Source organism: Pseudolysinimonas sp. (assembly GCF_051954455.1).
In the GTDB taxonomy this organism is placed as follows: Bacteria; Actinomycetota; Actinomycetes; order Actinomycetales; family Microbacteriaceae; genus Pseudolysinimonas.
Window position 1 is genome coordinate 45,643 of the sequence record NZ_JBQCHS010000015.1, and the last position, 12,369, is coordinate 58,011.

Here is a 12,369-nt window from a genome sequence, read left to right on the forward strand (position 1 = left end):
GCAGGCTCAGCCGGCGGCGGCGGCGTCCTCCTCGCTGGCGGCCGCGAGCGGCAGCAGCTGCTCCCGCAGGTAGCCCGCGTAGCCGCCGTCGGTCCGGCCGATGCGACGGCCCGAGGTGACGACCTCCGCCGCGTCGGTCTCGAGGATCGCGGCGAAGGGGCGCATCCGCTCCACGAGGTCCACGTCCTCGTGCTCGCGGAGCGAGCGGTAGCCGCCGGCGCGCAGGTAGGCGCTCGCCCGGGTGCCGAGGTTCGCGCCGTGCACGTGCCCGATCGCCTGACCCTGCGCGTGGGTCGCGAGCCAGGCGCGCACCTGGGCCCCGGAGAGGTCGGCGAAGCGCGGGCGCACGGTGCCGATCACCACGTCGGCGCCGAGCTCGGCCATCCGCAGCTGCTCGACCAGCCAGTCCGGCGGCACCTCCGAGTCGGCGTCGGTGTGCGCGAGCCAATCGGCGCCGGCCGCCAGCGCGCGCTCGGCACCGGCGGCGCGGGCCGCGCCGACGCTCGCGGCTGGCAGGTCGAGGACCTCCACGCCGAGGGACCGCGCGACGCGCACGGTGCCGTCCGTGCACCCGTCCGCGGCCACGACGACGTGCACCGGGACCGCGATCCCGGCCGCCGCATCCGCGATCGACCGGAGCGCGGCGCCGATCAGCTGCTCCTCGTCGCGGGCGGGGACGACGACGCCGATCCGGGCGATCACGCGAGCCCCGCCCGCTCGGCGACCGAGCGCGGGTCGCGGCCGACGACGTCGATGAGGAGGTCGCGTTCGACGTGCGACGCGATCGGCGCGAGGTCGAGCGCCCGGAGCTCCGCGTGCACCTCGTCGCCGGTCAGCGGGTAGTCGCGCACCGGGTGGCGCCAGTGGCAGGCGACGATGACGCCGTCGCGGGTGAGCGCGTCGCGCACGCGGGCCAGCAGGCGCCGGAGCGGATCGCGGGTGAGGTAGTAGCCGACCTCCGACACGACGACGACGTCGAAGGACCCGCCCGGGATCCCGTCGCGGAGGTCGTGCCGGGCGAAGCGGGCGCGGTCGCCGACCCGCGCCCGGGCCCGATCGAGCGCCGCCTCGGAGATGTCGACGGCGAGGAGGTCGTCGACCCGGTCCGCGAGCCCGTCGGTGAGGACACCGATCGAGCACCCCAGCTCGAGCCCGGTCGCGTAGCGCTCGGCCGGCAGGCTGGCCAGGGTGAGGTCGCGCTTGCGGCGCTCGTACCATCGGGTCTCGAAGCCCCACGGGTCGTCGCGCCGCGCGTACAGGGCGTCGAAGTAGGCGCCCGGCAGCGCATCGACCGCGAGGACGTCCTGGTCGCGGAGGAAGTGGGCGAGCAGCTCGGGCCGGAGGAGCGGATCCTCCCCCGCGGTCTGCGAGACGTACCGGTCGAGCGCCTCCCGCTTCGCGCCCGCGTCGCCGGCGACGCGCACGAGGCGCGGCCACGGCACGCGCTCGTCGTCCGGCGCCGCCCAGTGCCACATCCAGATCGGATAGGCGGCGGTCGCCCGGTCGGCGGCGACCTCCGCGACGAGCTCGCCGACCACGCGGTGATCGTGGTGCCCGTCGCCCGCCCACGGCGCGAGCACGAGCCAGTCGCGCGGGGTCCCGGCGACGAGCGCCTCCAGGTCGGCGCGGAGTTCGTCGCGGTGGGCACCCGTGGCGGCGTCGGGGTGATCCCAGGCCGTGACGCGTGCCTCGGGTGCGAGCACCCGGAGCGCGGCGTGCAGCTCGGTACGGCGGGTCGCGATCGTCGCGCGGTCGCCGTCGGGGGCCCCGCCCGTCGCCACGACGACGTGGACGGGTCGACCGCTCGCGGCCATCGCCCGGATCGCGCCGCCCGCGCCGAGGGTCTCGTCGTCCGGGTGCGCGGCGACGACGAGCAGCCCCGCGAAGCGCCCGAGGTCGAACTCCGGGAGCCCGCCGATGCCCGCGTCCCACGCTGCGGCGGGCGTTCCGGCCTGACGCGCGTCGAAGGTCACCACGGGGCGGCCCCCTCGGCGAGCGCGCGACCGAGCGACTCCTGGTCGCGCTCGGCGTGGTGCTGGCGCACGTAGAGCTGGAGGTCGGCGACGCGCTTGGCGTGCGCGGGGTCCATCGCGAGGGGCGCGGGACCGAGGGCGTGCCCCGCGCGGTCGATGATCTCCTCGCAGGCCGCCGCGACGGTCGCGCGGACGCGCTTGGCCAGGACCCGGGCGCCCGGCGCCGCGGCGTCGACCCGCTCGGCGGCCTCGGCGAGCGCACGACGCCCGTCCTCGAGGAGCTGGTCGATCCGTCCCAGGTGGGCGAGCAGGAAGGGGTTCGGCTTGGTCGCAGCGGCCGCGTGGACGCTCCGGCCGATGCCGATCGCGCCGCCGAACCAGCAGGCGGCGACGCCGATCGCGCCGTACTCGAAGCCGGGCCGGGCGAGGTACCACCCGTCGGCGCCGACCGGATCCGCCGGCACCGCATCGAACCGCACCGGACCGCTCGGCACCTCGACGAGCCCGCGCGCGGCCCAGGCGCCCGACTGGACGGCGACGCCGGGATGGCGCAGGTCGGCGGCGAACAGGCGTCGCGTGCCGCCGGCGTCGGCCGCGGTGACGAGGGCGCCGTCGAGGACGCCGGCGAGGGAGCACCAGGGCTTCGTGCCGGTGAGCGTCCAGCCGTCGGCGCCGGGCGTCGCGAGGAGCGGGTCCGGGCCGCCCTCGGCGGCGAAGACCCCCCACGCGCCGGCGGGAGCGTCGCGGCCCGCCTGGCGCAGGATCGCGACGGCGTCCCAGTGGGGCTCCACCGCGCGGGCGACGCCGAGATCGGCGGCGGCGAGCGAGGCGAGGGCCTCCCAGAGGTCGCGCGTCGCCCCGCCACCGGGCACGACGGCGTCGGCGGGTGCGGTCGTCGCGAACCGCAGCGCCTCGTCGATGTCGGGGGGCTCGGCGGCGATCGCGGCGGCGGTCAACGGTCCCGGGTCGGCCCCGACGAACGAGACCGGGGTCAGCACGCGAGCCTCATCCCCCCACTGTTGCGGACCTCACCCTCGGCGGGCGCGGCTACCACGCGGCGTCCAGCAAGCACAGCGGTCTTGCCGGATCCGGCGATCAGGGATGCGCCTCGTGCCCCGGCCGGCCGGCGCTGCGGTTCGCGTCCTTCATCTCGGCCTCCAGCAGGTGACGCGCTCCGTCGGCGAGCTCGTCGCGCGCGGCGCGCTCGAGCTCCCGGAAGAGCGCGAAGTAGCCGTCGTCGTACTCCTCGACGAGCTGGAAGGTCCACCGGCCCTGGATCACGTTGCGGCCGACCAGCTCCTCGTCGATCCGATCGGCGATCTCCGCGTGGCCGGCGTCGCGCAGCTTCGACACCGCCTCGCCGAGCGCGATGTCCGCGGCCCCGGTCAGACGGTGGAAGCCGTACAGCAGGCCGCGGGCGTGCTCGGCGGTCTCGAACGCCTCCGAGAGCTTGCCGAGGGCCTCGACCGTGGCGTCGTCGACGCCGGGGGGACGGGGGCGGACGGGTTCCTGGGTCATGGGATCACCTTGGCTCGATCCGCCCCGGCCGGCGGCGGATTCCGGCCGACTCGCAGCCGGCGACCTGGGAGCCACGTGCTCGTCGCGCGCCGACGCGGATCGAGCGCGTCGACTGGGACGACGACATCCCGTTGATCCGAGGAGGACGACATGGCACAGCTCGACGGCAAGCGCATCGCGATCGTGACCAGCAACAGCGGCGTGGAGGAGGCGGAGCTCGCGAGCCCGCGGCAGGCCGTGATCGACGCGGGCGGCGAGGCGGTGCTGCTCGCGCCCGAGGCGGGCGAGGTCCGCACCCTGGTGCACGACGAGGACCCCGGCGAGAGCTTCACCGCCGACCGGCCGGTGGCGGGCGCCGATCCGGCGGAGTTCGACGGCCTCATCCTCCCCGGCGGCACGCTGAACGCCGACAAGCTCCGGCTCGACGAGGACGCGATCGCGTTCGTCGACGCGGTCATCCGGGCCGGCAAGCCGGTCGCGGCCATATGCCACGGCCCGTGGGCGCTCGTCGAGTCCGGGCGGCTCGTCGGCAAGACGCTCACGAGCTTCCCGTCGCTGCAGACCGACATCGAGAACGCCGGCGCGCAGTGGGTCGACGAGGAGGTGCACGTCGACCGCGAGGACGGCTGGACGCTCGTCACCTCCCGCAACCCCGGCGACCTCGACGCGTTCGGCCGGGAGCTCGTCGCCGCGTTCGGGGGTGCCGCATGAGCGACCCGGCCGGCACCCAGGGCGGCGACCTCTCCGACGACGACCAGCTGCGGAAGGACCGCAGCTACTCGCCGTCGAGCGGGCGGGAGACCGATGCGATGCAGAACGACCCCGAGGAGTCGAATGCGGCACGCGACGCGGGCGACCGCGTGCAGGCCCTCCCCGGCACCGGCGGCCCGGACGACGTCGGCGACGTCGACGTGCCGGACGACGAAGTGAACATGCCGCGCGACGAGGGGACACACTGATGAAGGCGCTGACCTGGCAGGCGAACCGGAAGGTCGAGACGATCGAGGTGCCGGATCCCCGGATCGGGGAGCCGACCGATGCGATCGTGCGGATCACCTCCACGGCGATCTGCGGCTCCGACCTGCACCTCCTGGGCGTGCTCGGACCGTTCCTCGACAAGGGCGACGTGCTGGGCCACGAGCCGATGGGCGTCGTGGTCGAGACCGGGAGCGCCGTCGCGGACCTCGCGGTCGGCGACCGGGTCGTGATCCCGTTCGTCATCGCGTGCGGCGAGTGCTACCAGTGCCGCCGCGGCATGACGAGCCAGTGCGAGACGACGCGGACGCCCGGTCAGGACACGGGTGCGTCGCTCTACGGCTACACGCAGCTCTACGGCAGCGTGCCCGGCGGCCAGGCCGAGTACCTGCGCGTCCGGCTCGCGGATCGCAACGCCATCAAGGTGGGCGCGGAGCTGCCCGACGAACGCTATCTGTTCCTCAGCGACATCCTCCCGACCGCATGGCAGGGCGTGCAGTACGCGGGGGTGCCGGAGGGCGGGTCGCTCACCGTGCTCGGCCTCGGCCCCGTCGGGCAGTTCGCCTCGCGGATCGGCAGGCACCTCGGCTACGACGTCGTCGCGGTCGACCCGGTGCCGGAGCGCCGCGCGATGGCCGAACGCCACGGCGTGGCGACACTCGACCTCGACGACCACGTGGCGGAGGCGGTGCTCGACCTCACCGACGGGCGCGGCCCGCACGGCGTCGTCGACGCGGTGGGGATGGAGGCGCACGGCAACCCGGTCGCCGCTTTCACGCAGCACGCGGCCGGCCTCCTGCCCGATGCGATCGCGCAGAAGCTCATGCAGACGGCCGGCACCGACCGGCTCGCGGCGATGATGATGGCGTTCGACCTCGTGCAGCGCGGTGGCACCGTGTCGCTCAGCGGCGTCTACGGCGGCGTCGGCGATCCGCTGCCGATGCTCAACCTGTTCGACAAGCAGGTGACGATCCGCATGGGGCAGTGCAACGTTCAGCGCTGGGCACCGGAGCTGCTGCCGCTCGTGGAGGACCCGTCCGATCCGCTCGGCACGGAGGACCTCGTCACGCACCACGGCTCGCTCGACGAGGCGCCGGACCTCTACGCCGCCTTCCGCGATAAGCAGGACGGCTGCGTGAAGGTCGTGCTGAACCCCTGAGGTGACGGCGGCGGGGTCAGCGGACGCGGCGCAGCAGCGCCAGGGTCACTCCGAACACGAGGTGCGCCCGGAAGAGGTGGCGCGCCCGCTCCGTGTCACGATGCGCAGGCGGGAGAACGCCGAGGGCGGGGGCGACGACCTCGTATCCGAGTGCCCAGAGCCCGACCCCCGCGGCGAGCGAGGTCGGCAGCCCGGTGAGGCGAAGCAGGACCGCGAGTGCACCTCCGCTCGCGCCGATACCGAGGTGCAGAGCGGTCGCGGCCGCCGAGATGCGCTCGTCCGACCAGCCGGGGCGGAAGCGTCGCACGATCCGCGCCGGCGGCGCCTCCCCGATCGCCTCCCGGCTCTCGCCGGAGAGCATGTATTCGCTCATGACGACCGTCGCGAGGACGCCCGCGGCCATCGCGCTCGCCAGGCCGTCGCGTCGCCGGGTCCGATCACGAACGCTCACCATCCCCATTATCCGAGCCCGTCCACCTGCGGAGCGCCGGAGCAGCGGCTGGACGTCGCGTCCGAGACCGCTCCGACGACGGACGGGCCTGCCTACCGTCGAGCCATCCGACGAGAGGAAGACACATGAGCACCGTGGAGAAGTCGATCGACGTCGACGTGCCGATCACCGCCGCGTACAACCAGTGGACGCGGTTCGAGGAGTTCCCCGAGTTCCTCGGGGGCGTCGAGGAGGTCACCCAGCAGGACGACACCCACCTGCACTGGAAGGTCAAGGTCGGCGGGGTCGAGCGCGAGTTCGATGCCGAGGTGACCGAGCAGCACCCCGACGAGCGCGTCGCGTGGAAGTCCACCGACGGCGAGGCGCACGCGGGTGTCGTGACGTTCCACCGACTCGACGACGCGAAGACCCGCGTGACCGTGCAGATGGACTGGAAGCCGGAGGGCTTCGTCGAGAAGGTCGGCGCGGCGCTGCAGGTGGACGACATCCAGATCGGCCGCGACCTCGGGCGCTACAAGGACCTCGTCGAGGGCAAGGGCCGTATCGGCGACGGCTGGCGCGGCGAGGTCGACCGCGCGCCGGACGCCACCGGCAACTGATCGTCGGCGACGAGGGGGAGGGTGCGTGGCGCCCTCCCCCTCGTCATGCCGTCAGGAGTCGCGGCGGCGGCGCTCGACCAGACGCGCGATCAAGAAGAGCGCGACGCCGACCACGAGCACGATGGCCGCGAAGAGCCACACCAGCGGCTTCTGCTGCGTGAGCAGCCCGACGCACGACGCGATCCCGAGCACCGGGATCGCCCGCCACACCCGGAAGTGCCGGTGCTCGACCCGATCGCGCCGCAGCACCAGCACCGCGACGTTCACGGCGATGAAGACGAACAGCAGCAAGAGAACGACCGTCGATGCCAGGGTGGCGAGATCGCCCACCAGGACGAGGATCATCGCGATCGCGGTCGTCGCGACGATCGCGACCCACGGCGTCCGCCGCCCGGGGAGCACGCGCGACAGCACCGACGGGAGCAGCCCCTGCTCCGCCATCCCGTACGTCACCCGGCTCGCCATGATCATCGTGAGCAGCGCGCCGTTCGCGACCGCGATCAGCGCGATGAGGCTGAACAGCCAGGTCGGGATCGCCACCCCCGTCGCGCCGACGACCGCGAGCAGCGGGCCCGACGACCTGCCGAGCGCCGACGGCGGCAGCGCGATCGACGACGCGAGGCCCACGAGCACGTACACGACGCCGGTGGTGATGAGCGCCCCGAACAGCGCGCGCGGGTAGACCCGCGACGGGTGCTTGACCTCCTCGGCGACGTTGGCCGAGGTCTCGAAGCCGACGAACGAGTAGAACGCGATGATCGCCGCGCCCAGCACGCCGATCGCGGGGCTCACGTCGGCACGGAACTCGCCGACCCGCCCGAGGTCGCCGCCCCCGCCGCCGATCATCACCCCGACGGTGACGACCACGAGCACGAGGCCGCTGACCTCGATGATCGTCATGACGACGTTCGAGCCCACCGACTCCCGGATGCCCCGGGCGTCGAGCGCCCCGACCACGGCGAGGAACACGATCGCCGCGACGACCGACGGCACGTGCAGGAACGTCTGGAGGTAGTCGCCCGCGAACGCCAGGGCGAGCCCCGCCGCGCTCACGACCCCGGCGGAGAGCATGCAGAACCCCACGAGGAACGAGACGATCGGCACCTTGAACGCCCGCTCGGCGAAGATCGCCGCGCCGCCCGCCTTCGGGTACTTCGTCACCAGCTCGGCGTAGGAGCCGGCCGTGAAGAGCGCCATCACGAGAGCGAGCACGAGCGGTGCCCAGAGCGCTCCGCCGACCTCCTTCGACAGCGTGCCCATGAGCGCGTAGATGCCGGCGCCGAGCACGTCGCCCAGGATGAACAGGAAGAGCATCGGGCCGGTGATGCCCTGCTTCAGCTTGGATCCGGACCGCGGCGCGGCGTCGGCGGGGGCATCGGAGGGTGCGGTCATGCGCCGACCGTACGGATGCTCCGACGCATCGCCCTCCGACGTCCAGGCAACGCGCCGGCCCGCCTCGCGCGTCGCGCGTCGCGCGTCGCGCCCGATCGCGCAACCCCTGGACCTCGCCCGCGATCCGGAGGAGCGTGAACGGATGAGCGACCACGAGGGCCCCGCCATCGCACGATCCGACGACACCTTGGAGGACGCGGGAACCCCGTCGCCCGCCGAGGAGGACGCGGCGCGCGCCGAAGAGGGGCACCACGACCCCGCGAGCAGCGAGGACACCACCTCGGGCGGCTCCGCCGACTGAGGCCGACCCATCCGGCGAGCACCGGTCGGACGGGCGAGGATGGCGGGGTGACCCCCGACGAGCTCCGCGCGTGGCACGCCGACTACCTCGACGCGTGCAACCGCCACGACCTCGTCGCGATCCGCGGGTTCGTGGCCCCGGCCGTGCGGCGCGCGCACCTGCCGGGAGGGGGCGACGCGTGGGTCGCCGACCTCGACGAGCTGTTCCGGGCGTTCCCCGACTTCCGCTGGAAGCGCGTCGCGCTCCTCGTCGAGGGTGACCGGATCGCGGTGCATCTGCGCGCAGGCGGCACCCACCGGGCGAGCGGGCGCCACGTCAACGTCGCCGAGTTCGGCATCCTCCGCGTCGCCGACGGCCGCATCACCGAGTACGCCGGAGCCCCGGGCGCGACCGATCTGATCGCCTCGGTCGCCTGATGGACGCCGCCGCCGCGCGCGCGCTCGTCGATCGCCGCCGCCGCGAGATCGCGGAGCGGCTCGCCGACGTCGACCGCCGGCTCGTGGAAGTGCGCGCCGCGCGCGGCGACTGGACGGACGAGGAGCACGATCCGGAGGGCTTCGCCCTCACCCACGAGTGGTCGCAGGCGGCCGGGAGCCGCGCGCGTTTCGAGGGAGTGCTCCGAGAGCTCGATGCGGCCGCCGCGCGCATCGACGACGGCGGGTACGGGGTGTGCGTCGTCTGCGGGAGGCCGATCCCCGACGCGCAGCTGGAACTCCAGCCGGAGCGCACCCGGTGCGTGGCCTGCGTCGACCGACGACGGCGGTGAGCGGCGGGGACCCGCAGGGATCAGGGATCTGGGGTCCCCGCCTGGGCCCGGTAACCAGCCGGACCTTCGAGCGACCCTAGGTGCTCCCTGGCTCGAACGGAAGTAGACGAGGGGGTGATCGACGGAGGGGCGTCATCCCCTGGAAGACGTCCCCCCGCCGACGGCGACGGGTGAGGCCGCCTCGGTCATCCGCTCGGTGTCCTGGCTCCGATCGGCCCTGATCCTGACCGTTCCCTCAGGTCTAGGCGAATCGGACGCACGCGTCAAGGAATCCTCGGTCTTTCAGGAGACCGCCAGGCGCGCTCCCGTTCGCTCGATGATCGAGCTGGCGATCTTGAGCGACGGGTAGTCGCCGAGCCACCAGCCTTTGGAGTCGCGGGCGCGGAAGCGGGGGCCGAACGATTCGACGCATCCGAGGTAGGTGCCGCCGGCGGAGCCCGACCAGAAGTCGGAGCCGGCGAGACCCCAGGAGGTGAGGGTCAAGGGGATGATGGCCATGTCGGCCTCGATTCCTGCCGCGCGCGGTGTCTTCGCACGGGCTGCTCTTCGCCGAGAAACCGGGACGTCCTCCGAACGCCGGCAGATCGCCGGGGTGTTGGGGAGGCCGTCCACGTCAAACGGAACTCGACTCCCAGAACTTTACGTGCCTGAACGAACGCCGTGCAGGGGTTGACTTTCAGACGGCTTCGAGGATGACCGCGGAGCCCTGCCCGCCTCCGCCGCAGAGCGCCGCCGCGCCGAAACCCGACACCCCCGGCTCGTGGAGCTGCCGCGCGAGAGTCCCGGCGAGCCGCGCGCCCGACGCTCCGATGGGGTGCCCGAGCGCGATCGCGCCGCCGTGCACGTTGACGATGTCGGGATCGACGCCGAGCGCGTCCACCGATGCGAGGGCGACCGACGCGAAGGCCTCGTTGATCTCGACCCGCGCGAGGGCCGACGCATCGCGGCCGATCTTCGTGAGAGCCGCGAGGATCGCGTTCGACGGCTGGTGGTGCAGCTGGATGTCGGGACCCGCGACGAGCGCCGCGGCGAGCACGCGGGCGATGGGCGTCGCGCCGGTGCGGGCCGCGGCCGCCTCGCTCATGAGCACGAGCGCCGCCGCGCCGTCGGTGATCTGCGACGCATTGCCCGCGGTGATCGTGCCACCCTCGCGGAAGGCGGGCCGCAACCGAGCGAGCGTTTCGGCCGTGGTGTCGGGGCGGACGCCGTCGTCCTCCGCGATGCGGCCGGCCGGCGCGTCGACCGGCGCGATCTCCTCGGCGAGGAACTCGCGGGAGGCGGCGGCGCGCTGGTGGGACCGGGCGGCCCAGGCGTCCTGCGACGCCCGGTCGAGGTGGAGCGCGTCGTTGCCGGTCTCGGTCGAGGACCCCATGGAGACGTGCTCGAACGCGTCGGTCAGGCCGTCGTGGTCGAGGGTGTCGACCAGCTCGATCGCACCGTACCTGGTGCCGGTGCGCCCCGGGAACGCGTGCGGGGCGAGCGACATCGACTCCATCCCGAGCGCGAGCACGACGTCGGCTCCGCCCGCCTCGATGAGCGCGGCGCCCGCGACGACCGCCTCGAGACCGGAGAGGCACACGGCGTTGAGCGTCATGGCGGGCACGTTCATCCCGAGGCCGCCCTGCACGCCGGCCTGCCGAGCGGGGTTCTGGCCGGCGAGGCCCTGCAGGACCTGGCCCGCGAACACCCGCTCGACGGCCGCCGGGCCGACGCCCGAGCGCTCCATCGCGTGCCGAGCCGCGTGGCCGCCGAGGGCCACCGCCGGGATCGTCGCCAGCTTGCCGGTGAAGCGCGTGAACGGCGTACGCGCGTACCCGGTGATGACGGCCTTGCTCATGAGGGATCCCCTTCCATCGCGACGCGGAACGGGGCCCCCGTCAGCGTTCGCAGCTCATCCACCGTCTGGTCGTCGGCCAGGCGGCGCAGCACCAATCCTCCGTCGACCACGTCGAACACCGCACGATCCGAGATGATCCGGTTCACGACGCCGACGCCGGTGAGCGGCAGCGTGCAGCGCTCGACGATCTTCGGGGTGCCGTCCTTGGCCACGTGCTCGGTGATGACGACGACCCGCGGGGTGCCCGCCACGAGGTCCATCGCGCCGCCCATGCCCTTCACGAGCTTGCCCGGGATCGTCCAGTTGGCGAGGTCGCCGTTCGCCGCCACCTGCAGCGCGCCGAGGATCGCGGTCTGCACCTTGCCGCCGCGGATCATGCCGAAGCTCGTCGCCGAGTCGAAGATCGACGCCCCCGGCAGCAGGGTGACCGTCTGCTTGCCGGCGTTGATGAGGTCCGCATCCACCTCGTCGTCGAACGGGAAGGGCCCGATTCCGAGGATGCCGTTCTCGCTCTGCAGGGTGACCCGCACGCCCGGCGGGAGGTGGTTGGCGACCAGGGTCGGGATGCCGATCCCGAGGTTCACGTACTGGCCGTCCTTGAGCTCCGCCGCCGCGAGCGCGGCCATCTCGTCACGACTCCACATCAGTTCACCACCGCGCCGCTCGGACGCTCGCGAACGGTCCTCTGCTCGATCTGCTTGTCGGACGGGTCGGCCTGCACCAGCCGATGCACGTAGATGCCGGGGGTGTGGATGTCGTCGGGATCGAGGAAGGAGCCCTCCGGCAGGACATCGTCCGCCTCCGCGATCGTCACCCGGCCGCAGGTCGCTACCAGCGGGTTGAAGTTGCGCGCGGTGAGCCGGTAGCGGAGGTTGCCCTCGAGGTCGGCCCGGTACGCGCGCACGAGCGCGAGATCGGCGACGATGCCGCGCTCGAGGATCGCGCGCACGCCGTCGAACTCCGCCTCCTCCTTGCCCTCCGCGATCGGGGTGCCGACGCCGGTGGGCGTGAAGAACGCGGGGATGCCGGCGCCGCCCGCGCGCAGCCGCTCGGCGAGGGTCCCCTGCGGCACGAACTCCACGTCGAGCTCCCCGTCGAGGTACTGCTGGGCGAAGAGACGGTTCTCGCCGACGTAGGAGGAGAGCACCTTGGCGACCTGCCGGTTCTCGAGCAGCAGACCGAGGCCCTTGCCGTCGACGCCCATGTTGTTGCTGACGACGGTCAGATCCCGCACGCCGCTCTCGACGAGCGCCCGGATCAGCGTGGTCGGGTTGCCCGAGAGGCCGAAACCGCCGACCGCCACGGTCATCCCGTCACGGGCCACGGCGCGCACCGCGTCGGCGGCGCCGCCGACCAGCTTGCCCATCCGCACTCCTTCGTCGAGGGTCCCTGAAACGC

The 12,369-nt window shown here is 73.5% G+C and carries 17 protein-coding genes; 7 read left to right on the forward strand and 10 right to left on the reverse strand.

What is annotated here, in order from left to right:
• Window positions 1–6 precede the first annotated feature (6 nt).
• From ACTHM3_RS06495 to ACTHM3_RS06510, 4 genes are all read right to left on the reverse strand, one after another.
• The gene (locus ACTHM3_RS06495) at window positions 7–702 is read right to left on the reverse strand and encodes a glycosyltransferase (RefSeq protein WP_440405296.1); all 696 of its coding nucleotides are present in this window, start codon (window positions 700–702) and stop codon (window positions 7–9) included.
• Complete coding sequence (locus tag ACTHM3_RS06500) at window positions 699–1,976, reverse strand: PIG-L family deacetylase (RefSeq protein ID WP_440405297.1); 1,278 nt, start codon at window positions 1,974–1,976, stop codon at window positions 699–701. Before ACTHM3_RS06500 ends, ACTHM3_RS06495 begins: the two co-directional genes overlap by 4 nt.
• Window positions 1,970–2,971 (reverse strand): acyl-CoA dehydrogenase, encoded by a 1,002-nt coding sequence (locus ACTHM3_RS06505; RefSeq protein ID WP_440405298.1) that lies wholly within the window; start codon window positions 2,969–2,971, stop codon window positions 1,970–1,972. The genes ACTHM3_RS06500 and ACTHM3_RS06505 overlap by 7 nt, the downstream gene beginning before the upstream one ends.
• A 97-nt stretch (window positions 2,972–3,068) precedes the next feature.
• Complete coding sequence (locus tag ACTHM3_RS06510) at window positions 3,069–3,491, reverse strand: hypothetical protein (protein WP_440405299.1); 423 nt, start codon at window positions 3,489–3,491, stop codon at window positions 3,069–3,071.
• A gap of 150 nt (window positions 3,492–3,641) precedes the next feature.
• On the opposite strand from ACTHM3_RS06510, the gene ACTHM3_RS06515 reads away from it, so the two are divergent.
• The 3 genes from ACTHM3_RS06515 to ACTHM3_RS06525 are packed head-to-tail and all read left to right on the forward strand — an operon-like array spanning window position 3,642 to window position 5,625.
• Window positions 3,642–4,202 (forward strand): type 1 glutamine amidotransferase domain-containing protein, encoded by a 561-nt coding sequence (locus ACTHM3_RS06515; protein ID WP_440405300.1) that lies wholly within the window; start codon window positions 3,642–3,644, stop codon window positions 4,200–4,202.
• Window positions 4,199–4,450 carry a hypothetical protein gene (locus ACTHM3_RS06520; RefSeq protein ID WP_440405301.1) on the forward strand — a complete coding sequence of 84 codons (252 nt, stop codon included), beginning with the start codon at window positions 4,199–4,201 and terminating at the stop codon, window positions 4,448–4,450. The genes ACTHM3_RS06515 and ACTHM3_RS06520 overlap by 4 nt, the downstream gene beginning before the upstream one ends.
• Entirely contained in the window at window positions 4,450–5,625 is a 1,176-nt protein-coding gene (locus ACTHM3_RS06525) for an alcohol dehydrogenase catalytic domain-containing protein (protein WP_440405302.1), read from the forward strand. The genes ACTHM3_RS06520 and ACTHM3_RS06525 overlap by 1 nt, the downstream gene beginning before the upstream one ends.
• Before the next feature lie 16 nt (window positions 5,626–5,641).
• Here ACTHM3_RS06525 and ACTHM3_RS06530 read toward each other — a convergent pair whose 3' ends face one another.
• Window positions 5,642–6,076: a hypothetical protein gene (locus ACTHM3_RS06530; protein WP_440405303.1), complete on the reverse strand. Its 435-nt coding sequence runs from the start codon at window positions 6,074–6,076 to the stop codon at window positions 5,642–5,644.
• Window positions 6,077–6,201: 125 nt separating this feature from the next.
• Here ACTHM3_RS06530 and ACTHM3_RS06535 point away from each other — a divergent pair, with 125 nt between their 5' ends.
• Complete coding sequence (locus ACTHM3_RS06535; protein ID WP_440405304.1) at window positions 6,202–6,675, forward strand: SRPBCC family protein; 474 nt, start codon at window positions 6,202–6,204, stop codon at window positions 6,673–6,675.
• Between the two features lie 51 nt (window positions 6,676–6,726).
• On the opposite strand, the gene ACTHM3_RS06540 is transcribed toward ACTHM3_RS06535, so the two are convergent.
• Window positions 6,727–8,067, reverse strand: coding sequence for an APC family permease (locus ACTHM3_RS06540; protein ID WP_440405305.1), 1,341 nt, complete (start codon window positions 8,065–8,067; stop codon window positions 6,727–6,729).
• Between the two features lie 142 nt (window positions 8,068–8,209).
• Here ACTHM3_RS06540 and ACTHM3_RS06545 point away from each other — a divergent pair, with 142 nt between their 5' ends.
• Genes ACTHM3_RS06545 through ACTHM3_RS06555 form a run of 3 tightly spaced genes read left to right on the forward strand, consistent with a single transcriptional unit; the run spans window position 8,210 to window position 9,134 of the window.
• Complete coding sequence (locus ACTHM3_RS06545) at window positions 8,210–8,368, forward strand: hypothetical protein (protein WP_440405306.1); 159 nt, start codon at window positions 8,210–8,212, stop codon at window positions 8,366–8,368.
• 47 nt (window positions 8,369–8,415) lie between these two features.
• A complete protein-coding gene (locus tag ACTHM3_RS06550) occupies window positions 8,416–8,784 on the forward strand; it encodes an ester cyclase (RefSeq protein WP_440405307.1) in 369 nt (122 codons plus the stop codon).
• The gene (locus ACTHM3_RS06555) at window positions 8,784–9,134 is read left to right on the forward strand and encodes a TraR/DksA family transcriptional regulator (protein ID WP_440405308.1); all 351 of its coding nucleotides are present in this window, start codon (window positions 8,784–8,786) and stop codon (window positions 9,132–9,134) included. The genes ACTHM3_RS06550 and ACTHM3_RS06555 overlap by 1 nt, the downstream gene beginning before the upstream one ends.
• A gap of 282 nt (window positions 9,135–9,416) precedes the next feature.
• Here ACTHM3_RS06555 and ACTHM3_RS06560 read toward each other — a convergent pair whose 3' ends face one another.
• From ACTHM3_RS06560 to ACTHM3_RS06575, 4 genes are all read right to left on the reverse strand, one after another.
• Entirely contained in the window at window positions 9,417–9,632 is a 216-nt protein-coding gene (locus tag ACTHM3_RS06560; protein WP_440405309.1) for a hypothetical protein, read from the reverse strand.
• A gap of 178 nt (window positions 9,633–9,810) precedes the next feature.
• A complete protein-coding gene (locus tag ACTHM3_RS06565) occupies window positions 9,811–10,971 on the reverse strand; it encodes an acetyl-CoA C-acyltransferase (protein ID WP_440405310.1) in 1,161 nt (386 codons plus the stop codon).
• Entirely contained in the window at window positions 10,968–11,618 is a 651-nt protein-coding gene (locus ACTHM3_RS06570) for a 3-oxoacid CoA-transferase subunit B (RefSeq protein ID WP_440405467.1), read from the reverse strand. The genes ACTHM3_RS06565 and ACTHM3_RS06570 overlap by 4 nt, the downstream gene beginning before the upstream one ends.
• On the reverse strand, window positions 11,615–12,337 hold the full coding sequence (locus ACTHM3_RS06575) for a CoA transferase subunit A (RefSeq protein ID WP_440405311.1): 723 nt from the start codon (window positions 12,335–12,337) through the stop codon (window positions 11,615–11,617). The genes ACTHM3_RS06570 and ACTHM3_RS06575 overlap by 4 nt, the downstream gene beginning before the upstream one ends.
• Window positions 12,338–12,369 lie beyond the last annotated feature (32 nt).

What these genes read in the sequence shown, in the direction of transcription:
- ACTHM3_RS06520 (WP_440405301.1), top strand. Translation starts at nt 4,199, where the DNA reads ATGAGCGACCCGGCCGGCACCCAGGGCGGCGACCTCTCCGACGACGAC.
- ACTHM3_RS06540 (WP_440405305.1), bottom strand. Translation starts at nt 8,067, where the DNA reads ATGACCGCACCCTCCGATGCCCCCGCCGACGCCGCGCCGCGGTCCGGA.
- ACTHM3_RS06525 (WP_440405302.1), top strand. Translation starts at nt 4,450, where the DNA reads ATGAAGGCGCTGACCTGGCAGGCGAACCGGAAGGTCGAGACGATCGAG.
- ACTHM3_RS06545 (WP_440405306.1), top strand. Translation starts at nt 8,210, where the DNA reads ATGAGCGACCACGAGGGCCCCGCCATCGCACGATCCGACGACACCTTG.
- ACTHM3_RS06510 (WP_440405299.1), bottom strand. Translation starts at nt 3,491, where the DNA reads ATGACCCAGGAACCCGTCCGCCCCCGTCCCCCCGGCGTCGACGACGCC.
- ACTHM3_RS06515 (WP_440405300.1), top strand. Translation starts at nt 3,642, where the DNA reads ATGGCACAGCTCGACGGCAAGCGCATCGCGATCGTGACCAGCAACAGC.
- ACTHM3_RS06565 (WP_440405310.1), bottom strand. Translation starts at nt 10,971, where the DNA reads ATGAGCAAGGCCGTCATCACCGGGTACGCGCGTACGCCGTTCACGCGC.
- ACTHM3_RS06560 (WP_440405309.1), bottom strand. Translation starts at nt 9,632, where the DNA reads ATGGCCATCATCCCCTTGACCCTCACCTCCTGGGGTCTCGCCGGCTCC.
- ACTHM3_RS06555 (WP_440405308.1), top strand. Translation starts at nt 8,784, where the DNA reads ATGGACGCCGCCGCCGCGCGCGCGCTCGTCGATCGCCGCCGCCGCGAG.
- ACTHM3_RS06535 (WP_440405304.1), top strand. Translation starts at nt 6,202, where the DNA reads ATGAGCACCGTGGAGAAGTCGATCGACGTCGACGTGCCGATCACCGCC.
- ACTHM3_RS06575 (WP_440405311.1), bottom strand. Translation starts at nt 12,337, where the DNA reads ATGGGCAAGCTGGTCGGCGGCGCCGCCGACGCGGTGCGCGCCGTGGCC.